Source organism: Bacillus sp. NEAU-Y102, assembly GCF_054788175.1.
On the sequence record NZ_JBTWFK010000001.1, the window covers coordinates 1184091 to 1199011 of the forward strand.

The following is a 14921-nucleotide window of genomic DNA, read 5'->3' on the forward strand; positions in this document are numbered from 1 at the left end:
ACCGAGCACTTCGGTTTCTATAGCCCTATATCACGTATACTATCATTGATATGAGGGACTAAATAAGAAACTTCTTTTATAAGGAGAGCGATCTATTCGTGAATGAAATGACTCATCGTACAAAAACACGTCCAGTTAAAGTCGGTAATTTAACAATCGGCGGTAATAATGAATTAATTATACAAAGTATGACAACAACAAAAACACATGATGTTGAAGCAACAGTTGCTGAAATCAAGCGTTTAGAAGAAGCCGGCTGTCAAGTCGTCCGCGTTGCCGTTCCAGATGAACGCGCAGCAGATGCTATTGCTGATATAAAAAAACAAATCAACATTCCACTTGTTGCTGATATTCATTTTGATTATCGCCTTGCTTTAAAAGCAATTGAAGGTGGCATTGATAAAGTACGTATCAATCCAGGTAATATTGGTCGTCGCCATAAAGTAGAAGCTGTTGTAAATGCAGCAAAAGAGCGCGGTATTCCAATCCGTATTGGTGTAAACGCCGGTTCATTAGAGCGTCACATTTTAGAAAAGTACGGGTACCCAACTGCAGATGGTATGGTTGAGAGCGCGCTACATCATATTAAAATTTTAGAGGACTTAGATTTCCACGATATTATCGTATCTATGAAAGCCTCTGATGTTAACTTAGCAATCGAAGCATACGAGAAAGCTGCTCGCGCTTTTGATTACCCATTACATTTAGGTATTACAGAATCTGGAACATTGTTTGCTGGAACTGTAAAAAGTGCCGCTGGTCTTGGAGCAATCTTAAGTAAAGGCATCGGAAATACACTACGTATTTCATTAAGTGCTGATCCAGTTGAAGAAGTAAAAGTTGCTCGTGAATTATTAAAATCATTCGGTCTTGCGTCTAACGCAGCGACACTTATCTCTTGTCCAACTTGTGGTCGTATTGAAATCGATTTAATTAGCATCGCTAACGAAGTGGAAGAATACATCTCTACACTTCAAGTACCAATTAAAGTTGCAGTACTTGGTTGCGCTGTAAATGGCCCTGGTGAAGCTCGTGAAGCTGATATCGGTATTGCTGGTGCACGTGGAGAGGGATTATTATTCCGTAAAGGGCAAGTCGTTCGTAAAGTACCAGAAGAAACAATGGTAGAAGAACTGAAAAAAGAAATCGACGTAATTGCTGCTGAAATGGCTGCTGAACGAGAAAAAGAAAAAGAGACACAAGAACAATAAAAAGAAGGTTGCCACAATATTTGTGAGCAACCTTCTTTTCTACGTAAAAAAGCTCATCAGTTATATAACCGACGAGCTTTTACTTTGCACATTTTGGACAACGACCATATATTTCAAACTTATGACCCGTTACTTCATAACCAGTAAAATCTTTATTCATAAAATCCATTGGGCAGGAAGTAATCTCTTTCGTCCCCCCACAATCCAAACAAATAAAATGATGATGATGTTCCATAATAGAACAAGTAAAACGAAAATGTTTTTCACCATTTAATTCCGTTTGTTCTAAAACACCAATCTCAGCAAAAACTGTTAAGTTACGATAAATCGTATCAAAACTAAGCCCTGGATAGTCGTCTTTCATATGCTCTAAAACGTCTTTCGCAGTTAAATAACGATTATGTGCTGCAAATAATCTGAGCATCTCTTCTCTTTTTCCAGTATGTTTGTATCCTTTTTCTTTCATTAGGCGTAAAGCTTCCGTTAGATTCATACCTATCCCTACTTTATGCAGTTTTTTTCTTCTTCCATAAAATCGCACCGATTAAAATAAGAACTGCTATCATAACAATTGTACCACCTGGTGCTAGATCAAGTTGATACGAAGCAAACATTCCACCAATAACTGCAATTTCACCAAATAAAATGGAAAAGAAAATTGTTTGTTTAAATCCTTTAGCAATACGAATACTCGCTGCAACTGGCAACGTCATTAATGATGATACGAGAAGAACCCCTACTACACGCATTGATACTGCAATGACAAGAGCAACTAATATAATGAAAATAAAGTGAATCCATTTCGCTCTTAAACCAGTTGATACTGCGTATTCCTCATCAAATGATAGTAGAAACAGCTCTTTATATAATAAAATAATTGTCGCAACAACAACAATTGCTACAATCCCAATAATAATTAAATCCGTACTTGTTACAGCACTAACACTACCAAATAAATAACTAAATAAGTCTGTGTTAAATCCATTTGCAAGTGAAATGAAAATAACTCCAACTCCCATCCCTGCCGAAAGGATAATCGGAATTGCTAATTCTTGATAGTGCTTATATACAGTTCTTAACTTTTCGATTAGTAGCGCTCCACCAATTGAAAAAATCATCCCCATATATAAGGGGTTTAAAAATCCACCTGTAAAAATGGTTTTTTCAAGTAATAAACTTGCTGCAATACCTGATAACGTCACATGACTTAATGCATCCGCAATAAGAGATAAACGACGAATAACAACAAACACACCAATTAGCGGTGCAACAAGTCCAATTAAAATACCTGCGTATAAAGAATTACGTAAAAAGTCATATTGTAAAAAATCTTGTATCATTATATCCTCCCGTGATGCTCATGTTCGTGTTCTAAACGATGAACATGATGTCCATATAAGACCGACATTTCTGCATCTTCTAACTCTCGGAACTTCTCTACATTTCCATGGAAATGTAGATGTTGGTTTAGGCATGCAACATGTGTTACTTTTTCGGTAACAGCTCCCATATCATGAGTAACAAGAATTAATGTGATTCCCAATCTTTTGTTTAAATCCTCTAATATTTCGTAAAAACTTTCCACATTTTTTACATCAATTCCAACAGTAGGCTCGTCTAAAATAAGCAATTCAGGATCACTAACGAGCGCACGAGCAATAAATACACGCTGTTGCTGTCCACCAGAAAGCTCTCCAATGTTACGACCTTGAAACTCACTCATCCCTACATCAGCAATTGCTTTTTCTACCTTTTTCTTATCTTCTTTTGTGAAAAAGCGAAAAAGCCCTTTTTTCGAAACAAGTCCCATTGACACAACTTCAGAAACAGTTGCTGGAAAACCAGAATTGAAACTATTTGCCTTTTGGGATACATAACCAACTTTGTTCCATTCCTTAAACTTCTTACTATCAACGCCAAACACGCGAATGCTTCCTTCTTTTGGCTTTAAAACGCCTAATAAACACTTAAGTAAAGTTGATTTACCTGAACCATTCGGTCCCACTAAACCTAAAAAAGCTCCCTTCGGAACTTGCAAATTAATATTTTCTAACACATTCCGATCTTCGTATCGGAATGTTAAACCTTCAATCTCTAATATATTATTCATAGCATCTCACCTATTTTAATTCAGAATGATTCCGATTTATATCTATTTGAATTATAGTACAGCTTATTATAGTTGTAAACCAATCTGCCTAAAATATATCTATTTTTTCAAGAAACCTTACTATTATAACAAAAAGCAGAGAAAAATTCTCTGCTTTCGAAAAATATTCCTATAAATTTTTAGTGAATAGCCGATTTAAACTTACCACCATTTGTCTCTTGCGTGTTCATAATCGTCACAAACGCATTTTCATCAATTTCATGCACAATTGATTTTAACTTCGTCACTTCTAGACGCGTTACAACTGCATAAATAACTTCTTTTTCTTTATCCGTGTAACCACCTTTTGCTACCAGCTTTGTAGTTCCACGGCCAAGACGATGCAAAATCGCGTTTGATACTTCCTCGTATTGATCAGATACAATTAAAACCGCCTTCGTTTCATCTAGCCCTTGAATTACTGTATCGATCGTTTTAAATGCAATATAGTAGGTCATAACAGAATACATCGCTTGTTCCACACCAAACACAAATGCTGCCCATGCAAAAATAAATAAGTTCACAAACATTACGAATTCACCAACAGAGAACGGTAATTTCTTCGTTAATAAAATCCCCATAATTTCAGTTCCATCTAACGACCCACCATGACGAATTACAAGTCCTACACCAAGACCTAAAATAAGCCCACCAAACACTGTCGCTAAAATAGGTTCTGTTGTAAATGGTGGCACCGCATGTAACGTTGACTCAATGAAAGCTAACGCTACAATACCAAATGTCGAAGATAACATAAATGTTTTTCCAATTTGCTTATAACCCGAATACATAAATGGGATATTGAGAACAACGACTAAAGTAGAAAAACTTAACCACCAAATGTTAGGAGTAAGATAATCTAATATAAGAGAAATACCAATAATTCCACCATCAATAATTTTATTTGGCATTAAAAATAGTTCAATCGCTACCGCCGCGCATGCTGCTCCAAAAATAATCATAACTAAACGATAAATGAGATGAATAACACTTTCTTTTCGATGTTGCTTTTGCTCCATAGGTCCTCCCTTTACTCTTTTTCTGTAGTTTTGTCCTTATATTATAACATACGCTTCTTTTCCTCATGAAAAAAGAAACTCCATACGAATATGTACAAGCTATATGCTCATATATTTCGATAGAAGAACGCGTGAAGGAGGATAACAAGATGAACCTCATAAAACAAATTGTTAATAAAAAATTAAATCATATTTCTACAAAAGAGTTATTAAAATATAGCAAAGAATATGAAGTTTCTATTACGACTGCACAAGCTGACCAAATCGTTTTACTTATGAAAGGTAAAAATATTAATATTTACGATAACAACGAGCGACTAGAACTCTTAAAACAGATCGCAAGAGTAACTTCCCCTGCCACTGCCCAACAAGTAAATACATTATTTCAGCAACTACTAAAATAAGGAGGGGATTTCCCCTCCTTATTGTGCTTTAATTTTTTCAAGAATCCCTTCATCAAAATTACCGTTTTTCAGCATTTCGATTTCCAATTTGTATGGTGGTTTCTTATCTTTTTTATCTTCCCCTACATACGGTGTTTCAAGAATTTTTGGTACATGCATTAACTGTGGATGATGTACAACGTGATGCAATGCTTTATACCCAATGTGACCAAATCCAATATTTTCATGACGGTCTTTTCCTGCTCCGCGTACATTTTTACTATCGTTAATATGAAGTACTTGTAAACGATCTATACCAACGATCTTATCAAATTCGTTTAACACGCCGTCAAAGTCATTTACAATATCATATCCTGCATCGTGCGTATGGCACGTATCAAAGCATACAGATAGCTTTTCATTATATTTTACACCATCAATAATCTTTGCAATTTCTTCAAAGCTACGACCGCATTCTGTTCCTTTTCCTGCCATCGTCTCTAATGCAATGTTAACCGTCTGTTCTGGCGTTAATACTTCATTAAGCCCTTTAATAATTTGTTGAATACCAGCATCTGCTCCAGCACCAACGTGCGCTCCTGGGTGAAGAACAATTTGTTTCGCTACACCTAATGCCGATGTTCTTTCAATTTCCATACGAAGGAAGTCTACACCTAATTGGAATGTTTCTGGCTTTGTCGTATTCCCAACATTAATAATATACGGTGCATGGACGATAATCTCCTCAATTCCATTCAGCTCCATATGTTTTCTTCCTGCTTCTATGTTCAATTCTTCAATTGGTTTTCTTCGTGTATTTTGCGGTGCACCTGTATAAATCATAAACGTCGTTGCACCATATGAAACAGCCTCTTCACTTGCTGCTAATAACATTTTCTTACCACTCATGGAAACATGAGATCCAATCTTTAACATACAATCACCTCTTCAATATACAATAGATATAATGATAGCATAATTTGTAGAAATATGTAGTGAATTGTTTGTTCACAAAAGACGCACTACACAAATTTATTTGACTATTTAAACAGACTATACTCTTCATTTAAATTAGCGGGATTAAAAAAAGATAAGGGAAACCCCTTATCTTTTTTTATTGCTATATTTTCTCTTCACTTTGTCACGTTCTGTTGCAAGTTTACGTTTATAGTTTGGTTTTACTTTTTTCGGTTTTTTAATAACTTTCGTTGCCATAACATCAAGTTCGTCATTTGGTTTTTTACGGCTCTTACGACGACGACGCTCACCTAAATCCGCCCACTCATCTCCACGTAAATCTACATGTTTAAACTCGATATGACGTTGTTTTTCTAAGCTATCTAACGCTTCTTCGTTTGCTGGATCATAAATCGTCACTGCAATACCAGAATGCCCCGCACGTGCTGTTCTTCCAACGCGGTGAACGAAGAAATCTAAATCTGATGGTAGCTCATAGTTAATAACATGGCTAATCCCTTCAATATCAATACCACGTGCTGCTAAATCAGTCGCAACAATATATTGGAATTCAAGGTCACGAATTTGTTTCATCATTTTTTTACGATCACGTGGTGATAAATCCCCGTGAATTCGTCCAACTTTTAAGCCGCGTTCCATTAATCCATCAGCAACTTGATCCGCCATCTTTTTCGTATTCGTGAAAACAACTGCTAAATAAGGTTTAAATTGAAGTAGCATTTTATTCACTAAATCAATTTTATTACGATGTTTAGAAGGCACTAAATAGTGTTCAATGTTTCCAGCTGCAACTTGTTTTGGATTGATATGAATATGCTCTGGATTCTCCATATATTTCTTCAGAAACGGTTTTAGTTTTTGAGGAATTGTTGCAGAGAAAACTAGCATTTGCAAGTTTTTAGGCATACGTGCTGCAATTTTATCTACATCATGAATAAATCCCATATCAAGCATTAAGTCTGCTTCATCGACAATAATCGTATTTGCTTTATGAACAAATAATGCTTGTTCTTCAACTAAGTCTTTAATACGCCCTGGTGTCCCAACTACGATATGAGGTTGTTTTTTCAATTTTTCAATTGAACGTTGTTTATCAGTTCCACCAATTAAACAACGCGCTGTAATCATTTGATCTTCCGCACAGAATTTTGTTAATTTCACAATCTCTTCGTAAATTTGTTGTGCTAACTCACGAGTAGGTGCTGTAATAACAAGTTGTACTTCTTCACGGCTTGCATTAATTCTGTTTAATGTAGGAAGTAAGTATGCATGTGTTTTCCCAGAACCTGTTTGGGATTGCCCAATTACACTTACACCTTTTTTCACGACCGGGAAAATTTTCTGCTGAATTCCTGTCGGCTCTGTAAAGCGTAGTTCACGAACTGCATCTATTAAAAATGGTTTAAAATCATACTGTGTAAAAGTTTTTTGTGTCATAAGTTACACCTTCTTTCTAAAATTTCTACTGCGCGCACAAATCAGTCAAGTCTACATTATATCGAAATCTACAAGTAAAATCCATCTTTAGTTTAGGTTTTCACTTCAAAAACTAACCTTCTTCCCTTTTATTGCATATTGTATGTGTATATACCTAACTGAAGAAAGGAGGATTTCTCACATGTTTCCGAAATCCCCTACAAGGCAAATGTATCCGAATCAAGGACAACAACCTTATACACCATATCCCATTCCACAACTACCACCAATGGCGCAAAAAAAGAAAGGTTTTCTTGCTAAGCTTTTTAAAAAACACGATCCAACCGAGCCTTTTATGCAAATGGTTCCGCCTTACCGACAAATGGAAGGCCCACCGATGATGCATCAGCAACCACCGCCGCAGCAATATCAACAGCAATATCAGCAGCAATACCAGCAACAATATCCTCAGCAACATCCACAATATCAACCATACATGCAGCAACATCCTGAGCAAATGATACCGCCTCAAATGTATGAATCAAATGAAACGCGCGGCGGGGCAGCAACTACAACTGCAGCAAGCAGTGGCATCGGCAGTTTTTTTTCGAATTTAATTTCGAATCCAACTAATATGATAAATAACATCGAAAAAGTATCCCAAGTCGTTCAATCTGTAGGTCCTGTCGTCGAACAGTACGGTCCTATTATGCGTAGTCTACCAAGCATTGTTAAAATCCTCACCTCTGGAAAAAGTACGGAAGAAAATCAAACGGAAAATGTAACAGAGCCAGTTGAGGTAAAAAGTCCGCCTCCTACACCTCAAAAAAAGAAACGAAAACGAAAGAAAATAGTGATTGAACCTGTAATAGAAAAAGAGTTACCGAAAGAACCAGTTCAACAAACAGCAACAAAACCAAAACTATATGTGTAACAATCCTTTGTTTTCTATCCACTCCTCCTTTATAATGTAAAAGACTATGCACAAAAGTATCCCTTGTTTAGAAGGAGAGGATTACTCATATGAAAATTGTTAAAATTTCCCCTCGTGGTTATTGCTACGGTGTTGTCGATGCAATGGTAATTGCACGTAATGCCGCATTAGATAAATCATTGCCGAGACCCATTTATATTTTAGGTATGATTGTTCACAATAAACATGTTACAGACGCTTTTGAAGAAGATGGAATCATCACATTAGACGGTCCAAGTCGCTTAGAAATTTTAGATAAAATTGATTCTGGTACTGTTATTTTCACTGCACACGGTGTTTCTCCAGAAGTTAAACAACGCGCAAAAGAAAAAGGTTTAACAACAATCGATGCCACTTGTCCAGATGTTACCAAGACGCATGACCTTATCGAAGCTAAGAAAGCGGAAGGGTATCATGTCATTTATATCGGTAAAAAAAATCATCCAGAGCCAGAAGGCGCAGTCGGTATTGCACCTGACATCGTTCACCTTATCGAAAGAGCCGATGATTTAAAAACATTAGAAATCCCAACAGATAAAATTTTAGTAACGAATCAAACAACAATGAGTCAATGGGATGTTCAACATTTGATGGAGGACATTCAAAAAAAATTCCCAACAGCAGAATTCCATAAAGAAATTTGTTTAGCAACCCAAGTTCGCCAAGAAGCTGTCGCTAAACAAGCTGATGTTGCAGACTTAACAATTGTTGTTGGTGATCCGAAAAGTAATAATTCAAATCGCTTAGCACAAGTATCACAAGAAATCGCAGGTACAAAAGCATATCGAGTTGCTGATGTAAGCGAAATCCAATTAGAGTGGCTACAAGGTGTAGAAAACGTAGCTGTTACAGCAGGTGCTTCTACTCCAACTCCAATTACAAAAGAAGTTATCGCTTTCTTAGATCAATATGACCCAATGAATCCCGCTACATGGGAGAGAGTTCGAAAAGTACCGTTACAAAAAATATTACCTCGTGTAAAAGTGAAAAAAGAACAATAATAAAAACCGTTGCCTATATGAGCAACGGTTTTTATTTTTCTTATACAAATGTAAATGGATCTGTATGTAATTGCGAAGCATGAATGTGTACATTGAGTTTCTTTGCATCCACTTTTTCTTGTAATTGCTTTTGCACACCTTGCTTCATTACTTTTTCAACGTTATGTCCTGGGTCAACTATATTTAAACCGAGCATCATCGCATCATGAGCAACATGATAATACATGTCACCTGTTACATATACATCCGCTCCTTTAAATTTAGCTTGATTGATGTATTTGTTACCATCACCACCAAGTACAGCTACTTTGCGCACTTTATCATCTAATTTCCCAACAACTCGTGCACCCTTTACATCTAATGATTGCTTTACATGTTCTGCAAACTGTCCAAGTGTCATTTCTTCTTTTAAGTATCCTATTTTCCCAAGCCCTAATGTTTCGCCTTTGTTATCAAGTGGATACACATCATACGCTACTTCTTCATATGGATGTGCCGTTACCATCGCTTTAATCACTTTTCGTTGTAGTGAAACTGGAATAATCGTTTCGATTCGCACTTCTTCTACGCGCTCTAACTGTCCAGTTTCCCCTACATAAGGATTTGTCCCCTCTTGAGGTACAAACGTACCTGTACCCTCGCTACTAAACGTACAGTGGCTATAATTGCCGATATGACCAGCACCTGCGTCTCCTAATGCTTTTCGTACTTCTTCTGCATGAGTTACTGGCACAAACACAACAACTTTTTTCATTTCTTCCGCATATGTTGGTGCTAGAACTTCTGTATTTTGCAACCCTAACGCCTCAGCAAGTAAATCATTTACTCCGCCCTTGGCAACATCCACATTTGTATGCGCTGCATAAATGGCAATATCATTTTTAATACACGTTTCAATAATTCTTCCGTACGCTTTATCTGTATGAATCGCTTTTAACGGATTAAAAATTAAAGGATGATGCGCGATAATGACATTCGCTCCTAATTGAATCGCTTCCTCCACAACTTCCTTCGTTACATCTAACGCAATCAATACGTGTTGTACAGATTTATTAAGCGCTCCAATCTGCAGACCAATTTTATCTCCTTCCATCGCCAAATGCTTCGGATACATACTTTCAAATAAAGAAATAATTTCATGGCCGTTTGGAATTTTGCTCATGATAAAATCTCCCCTATCATTTTCATTTTCGCTTCTACTTCTGCACGTTTCGCTTTTGTTTCTTCAGAATTAGCCGCACGTTCTAACTGTTTTAAAATATTTTGGAAGTTTTTCAATTCCCCTTCCCATTTCTCACCAAAAGCTTCATTTTTCTCTTTTATTAGAAATGGCCCCATAAACAATCCCGCTTGTTTATTTTCCGAGTAAGGTGCTTCGACATTTCCTCGCTCTCCTACTAAAATCTCGTAAATTTTCCCATCTTCTTTTACGATTTTTTCATGGATAAGCTCCCAACCATTTTCAACAAACCATTCACGAATATGATGTGCTGCAATATTCGGCTGTAAAATTAAACGTGTTACACCTTCTAATTTTTCTTTACCACTTTCTAAAATATCACGAATTAACGCTCCGCCCATTCCTGCAACCGTAATAACATCTACTTCTCCTGGCGCGATAACAGCTAATCCATTCCCTTTACGTACATCTACTTTATCTTGTAAGCCACTTTCAGCTACAGTTGCTTGTGCAGAACGAAATGGTCCATCTACAACTTCTCCTGCAACTGCTTTTGTAGCAATATTATTTATAATTGTATAACACGGTAAATACGCATGATCCGATCCAATATCAGCAACTGTAGATCCTACTGGTATTTCACGCACAACTTCTTCTAATCGTTTTGAAAGCTTTACTTCATTCATGTATTTCCATTACTCCTTCTCTTGTCAGTCTGTCTCCATGATAATGAATTTATAGTAGTTGTTGCAAGCCCATAACAACAATTCATTTCTCTATCATTCATCGTATTTTAGAAAATATAGAAAAACAAGCCCTTTGCATAAGCAAAAGGCTTGTCATACGGGACTTTATTTTTTCTTCGATAACCAATCAGCTACTTTAGTGGCTTGATCAGCTGGAACTATATTGGCAGGCATATTGCCCTTTCCTTTCGAAAGAATTTCTTTAATTTCATCCTTTGAAAGTTTCCCACCAATTTTTTGTAAGTTAGGTCCTACCGCCCCTTGTAACTGATCACCGTGGCAGCTCGTACAGCTTTGCTTCACAATATCCTCTGGTTTTGATGCTGTTTGTGCTGGCTTCCCGCCATTTTTTGCATCAGCTAACTCTTTAGATTTATTTAGCCCCTGAAATGAAAATACAAACATAACGATAATACCTAATGCTGCAATAAGAGCGAACGGAATCAGCGGATTACGTTTCATATCTCTTCTCCCCCCTCTATACCCCTAAATAGTTAGATGATTCAGTCATTTCCATTGTACTTGAAAACGCTCTATCAGAAAAGAGTAAACTACTACTTGTTAAAAATATTCCATAAATTCAGTTTATTGTTTTTTATTGTCATATAGCTTATTATTTCGATAATTATTAACGTTTCTCATCATATTTTTCGCTTTTCTACATATATTTTTGTATAGAATAAACAAAATTAATCGAAAAATCGAAAAATGAGCATTTGCAAATCAAAAGACAATTCTGTAAAATAAATTACAAGAAATTGTAATCGTTGCCGATAGCTAAATTTTAACAAAAATTAACAAAATAAAAAAGTTTACTTCACAAAGGTGAAGTAAACTTAAAAAATAACCTATTCTAAGAAATCCTTAAGACGCTTACTACGACTTGGATGTCTTAATTTGCGAAGTGCTTTTGCTTCAATTTGACGGATACGCTCTCTCGTTACGCCGAATACTTTCCCAACTTCTTCAAGCGTACGAGTTCGTCCATCATCTAAACCGAAACGAAGACGCAGAACATTTTCTTCACGATCTGTTAGTGTATCTAACACATCTTCTAATTGTTCTTTTAGCAATTCATAGGCTGCATGGTCCGCAGGCGATGTTGCTTCTTGGTCTTCAATAAAGTCACCTAAATGGGAGTCATCTTCTTCACCAATTGGTGTTTCAAGAGAAACTGGCTCCTGTGCAATTTTTAAGATTTCACGTACTTTTTCTGGAGCAAGATCCATTTCTTCACCAATCTCTTCAGGAGACGGTTCGCGACCTAAATCTTGTAATAATTGACGTTGTACACGAATTAACTTATTAATCGTTTCAACCATATGAACTGGAATACGGATTGTTCGCGCTTGGTCTGCAATGGCACGTGTAATAGCTTGGCGAATCCACCAAGTTGCATACGTACTAAATTTGAAACCTTTACGATAATCGAACTTTTCAACAGCTTTAATTAGACCCATATTACCTTCTTGAATTAAGTCTAAGAAAAGCATACCACGGCCTACGTAGCGCTTTGCAATACTTACTACAAGACGTAAGTTTGCTTCTGCAAGACGACGTTTCGCTTCTTCATCGCCTTCTTCAATACGCGTTGCAAGTCGAATTTCTTCTTCTGCAGATAGTAGGTCTACACGACCAATTTCTTTTAAATACATACGAACAGGATCGTTGATTTTAACCCCAGGTGGTACACTTAAATCATTGAGGTCAAACTCTTCTTCTGTTTTTGTAATTTGGCGATTATTAGGGCCTTCTTCGTTGTCATTATCACCAACTAAGTCAATGCCTTGTTCACCTAAATATTCATAGTATTCATCCATTTGATCGGATTCAATTTCAAATCCATTCATGCGTTCTGCAATCTCTTCATATGTAAGAACGCCACGTTTTTTTCCGAGCTCAGTGAGTTGCTCTTTCACTTGCTCAAGGGTCATTTCAGTTTCAATTTGTTTAGAACGAGCTGGTTTGTCAGCCATCTGTTCCCCTCCTTACGCGAGATACAAACATTCATTATACTAAAACTTTATCAAAAAAGCTATTTTCTCGCTTTTTGATTTTGTAAATATGCTACATAATATTTAGCAGCCTCTACAGGATCTGTTTTTTCCATTTGTTTCACTTTAAAGATGATCTCCATCTTTTCAAGTTTTTCCTGATGCCGTCTAAGCGTCTCCAAATGGCCTTGCAACACTTCTTCTGTGTATTCTGGATTAATAAATTCATCCGTCGAAATATCAGTGATAATATTTTTCAACTTTTCATCAGAGAGCCAACTTAAAAATGTTCCGACTGAAGGTTCATTTCCCTTTTCATAATATGCGTATAGTTCATATAAAATCCCTTTATGTTCTTCTGTATGAAAATCTTCTATATGGGATTCCATACGAACAGCTACTTCTGCACTTTGCAACATATGGTAAATAATTTCTCTTTCCGCTCTTTCAAAACCTGTTAACTTCGGTTTTGTTTGAACGACTTGAGACGGTTTAGCAACCTGCTTTATTTGTTTTTGCTGTACCTTTTGTTCTTTGCGATATTGGTGCAATTGATTCAAAAGTGTTTCCATTGAATACGAAAATTCTTGCGATAATGACTTCAAATATGACTCTGCCTGCATCGCATCTTGTAACAACGATAACTCTTTTAAAACACTTTTCACATATTCTTCTTTGCCAGACTCATCTTGCAAATTTTTCCCTAAACGCAAATAATTTATTTTAAAACCAACAAAACTCACACTTGATTTCACAAGATTTTCAAAAGCGGTAGTCCCATATTGTTGCACATATTCATCAGGATCAAGCTTATCTGGCAAGGATGTGACTTTCACTTGGCAACCAACTTTTAGCAATAATTGCCCTGCTTTCATCGTCGCTTCTCGCCCTGCTTTATCACCATCATAGCAAAGAACAACAGTTTCAACGTTACGTCGCAGAAGTTTTGCTTGTTCTTCAGTTAAAGCCGTTCCCATTGTCGCAACGGCTTCTTCCACGCCACTTTTTACCGCAGCTAGTACATCGGCATATCCTTCAAAAAGAACCACTTGCCCACGCTTTCTAATAAACGGTCTTGCTTGGTGGAAGTTATACAACAATTTACTTTTGTGAAAAATCGGCGTTTCCGGGCTATTTAAATATTTTGGAGTGTCATCTCCTAACGCCCTTCCACTAAACGCTATCACCTTACCTTGTAACGTATAGATCGGGAACATAACTCTTCCACGGAAGCGATCGTAATGACTACCATCCTTCTCACTTCTTATTAGAAGGCCAGCTTGTTCCATACTAGACAGCGATAAACCTCTTTTTTGTAAAATTTTCGTCGCTGCATCCCAAGCAGGTGATGCATAACCAATTTCAAACTTCTCAATCATCTCTTTCGTAATACCACGGTTTAATAAATATGAAAGTGCTTCATTTCCCTCTTCCGTATTTACTAATAAATGATGATAATACTTTTTCAATAATTCATGAGCTTGTTGCATGATGACAGTGTCATCAGATATGTCTTCTTGTTGTCCTTGCCCTGATGTGTACTCTGCAACCGCAATTCCATTTCTTTCGCCTAGCTTTTGAACAGCCTCGGTAAAAGCCAGTCCTTCCATTTTCATTAGAAATGAAAATACATTTCCGCCTTCTCCACATCCGAAGCAATGAAAAATTTGCTTATCAGATGAAACAGAGAATGAAGGAGAATTCTCACCATGAAATGGACAAAGGCCGAAATAGTTACGCCCCTGTTTTCTAAGTTGAACGTATTCACCAATTACTTCTACAATATCGGATGATGTCCGAATCTGTTCAACAACTTCTTCGGGAATTCTGTTCCCCATAACTCCATCTCCGTGTCGTATTTTGTATTCGAT

At 36.7% G+C, this 14921-nt stretch carries 15 protein-coding genes; 4 read left to right on the plus strand and 11 right to left on the minus strand.

The annotated features are described in order from the left end of the window. The first annotated feature begins 107 nt into the window (after positions 1 to 107). Positions 108 to 1211, plus strand: coding sequence for a flavodoxin-dependent (E)-4-hydroxy-3-methylbut-2-enyl-diphosphate synthase (gene ispG, locus ACYFX0_RS05970; protein WP_153578351.1), 1104 nt, complete (start codon positions 108 to 110; stop codon positions 1209 to 1211). 79 nt (positions 1212 to 1290) lie between these two features. Here ispG and ACYFX0_RS05975 read toward each other — a convergent pair whose 3' ends face one another. The 4 genes from ACYFX0_RS05975 to ACYFX0_RS05990 all read right to left on the minus strand — a co-directional run bounded on the left by ACYFX0_RS05975 (position 1291) and on the right by ACYFX0_RS05990 (position 4379). Continuing rightward, a complete protein-coding gene (locus ACYFX0_RS05975) occupies positions 1291 to 1704 on the minus strand; it encodes a Fur family transcriptional regulator (RefSeq protein ID WP_001054516.1) in 414 nt (137 codons plus the stop codon). A 13-nt stretch (positions 1705 to 1717) separates the two neighbouring features. Beyond that, a complete protein-coding gene (locus ACYFX0_RS05980; protein ID WP_000613815.1) occupies positions 1718 to 2551 on the minus strand; it encodes a metal ABC transporter permease in 834 nt (277 codons plus the stop codon). Then, positions 2551 to 3321 carry a metal ABC transporter ATP-binding protein gene (locus ACYFX0_RS05985; protein ID WP_001059662.1) on the minus strand — a complete coding sequence of 257 codons (771 nt, stop codon included), beginning with the start codon at positions 3319 to 3321 and terminating at the stop codon, positions 2551 to 2553. The genes ACYFX0_RS05980 and ACYFX0_RS05985 overlap by 1 nt, the downstream gene beginning before the upstream one ends. A 179-nt stretch (positions 3322 to 3500) precedes the next feature. Continuing rightward, entirely contained in the window at positions 3501 to 4379 is an 879-nt protein-coding gene (locus tag ACYFX0_RS05990; protein ID WP_000435962.1) for a YitT family protein, read from the minus strand. A gap of 149 nt (positions 4380 to 4528) precedes the next feature. On the opposite strand from ACYFX0_RS05990, the gene ACYFX0_RS05995 reads away from it, so the two are divergent. After that, on the plus strand, positions 4529 to 4783 hold the full coding sequence (locus tag ACYFX0_RS05995; RefSeq protein WP_001048959.1) for a DUF2624 domain-containing protein: 255 nt from the start codon (positions 4529 to 4531) through the stop codon (positions 4781 to 4783). A gap of 18 nt (positions 4784 to 4801) precedes the next feature. Here the strand turns inward: ACYFX0_RS05995 and ACYFX0_RS06000 are convergent, their stop codons facing one another. Together ACYFX0_RS06000 and ACYFX0_RS06005 are read right to left on the minus strand one after the other, a co-directional pair. Beyond that, complete coding sequence (locus ACYFX0_RS06000) at positions 4802 to 5698, minus strand: deoxyribonuclease IV (RefSeq protein WP_000912461.1); 897 nt, start codon at positions 5696 to 5698, stop codon at positions 4802 to 4804. A gap of 168 nt (positions 5699 to 5866) precedes the next feature. Next, positions 5867 to 7177 carry a DEAD/DEAH box helicase gene (locus ACYFX0_RS06005; RefSeq protein WP_000192443.1) on the minus strand — a complete coding sequence of 437 codons (1311 nt, stop codon included), beginning with the start codon at positions 7175 to 7177 and terminating at the stop codon, positions 5867 to 5869. A 181-nt stretch (positions 7178 to 7358) separates the two neighbouring features. Here ACYFX0_RS06005 and ACYFX0_RS06010 point away from each other — a divergent pair, with 181 nt between their 5' ends. Together ACYFX0_RS06010 and ACYFX0_RS06015 are read left to right on the plus strand one after the other, a co-directional pair. Continuing rightward, positions 7359 to 8090 carry a YqfQ family protein gene (locus ACYFX0_RS06010; RefSeq protein ID WP_142398809.1) on the plus strand — a complete coding sequence of 244 codons (732 nt, stop codon included), beginning with the start codon at positions 7359 to 7361 and terminating at the stop codon, positions 8088 to 8090. A gap of 89 nt (positions 8091 to 8179) precedes the next feature. Then, positions 8180 to 9130, plus strand: coding sequence for a 4-hydroxy-3-methylbut-2-enyl diphosphate reductase (locus tag ACYFX0_RS06015; protein ID WP_000706658.1), 951 nt, complete (start codon positions 8180 to 8182; stop codon positions 9128 to 9130). Between the two features lie 40 nt (positions 9131 to 9170). Here ACYFX0_RS06015 and ACYFX0_RS06020 read toward each other — a convergent pair whose 3' ends face one another. From ACYFX0_RS06020 to dnaG, 5 genes are all read right to left on the minus strand, one after another. After that, positions 9171 to 10292 carry a Nif3-like dinuclear metal center hexameric protein gene (locus tag ACYFX0_RS06020; protein WP_000036249.1) on the minus strand — a complete coding sequence of 374 codons (1122 nt, stop codon included), beginning with the start codon at positions 10290 to 10292 and terminating at the stop codon, positions 9171 to 9173. Next, positions 10289 to 10996, minus strand: a complete 708-nt coding sequence (locus ACYFX0_RS06025; protein ID WP_001006546.1) for a tRNA (adenine(22)-N(1))-methyltransferase — start codon at positions 10994 to 10996, stop codon at positions 10289 to 10291. Before ACYFX0_RS06025 ends, ACYFX0_RS06020 begins: the two co-directional genes overlap by 4 nt. A 165-nt stretch (positions 10997 to 11161) precedes the next feature. After that, positions 11162 to 11518: a cytochrome c550 gene (gene cccA, locus ACYFX0_RS06030; protein ID WP_000828142.1), complete on the minus strand. Its 357-nt coding sequence runs from the start codon at positions 11516 to 11518 to the stop codon at positions 11162 to 11164. Between the two features lie 386 nt (positions 11519 to 11904). Continuing rightward, positions 11905 to 13032: an RNA polymerase sigma factor RpoD gene (gene rpoD / locus ACYFX0_RS06035; protein WP_000764066.1), complete on the minus strand. Its 1128-nt coding sequence runs from the start codon at positions 13030 to 13032 to the stop codon at positions 11905 to 11907. 59 nt (positions 13033 to 13091) lie between these two features. Beyond that, positions 13092 to 14888: a DNA primase gene (gene dnaG, locus ACYFX0_RS06040; RefSeq protein ID WP_000528221.1), complete on the minus strand. Its 1797-nt coding sequence runs from the start codon at positions 14886 to 14888 to the stop codon at positions 13092 to 13094. Positions 14889 to 14921 lie beyond the last annotated feature (33 nt).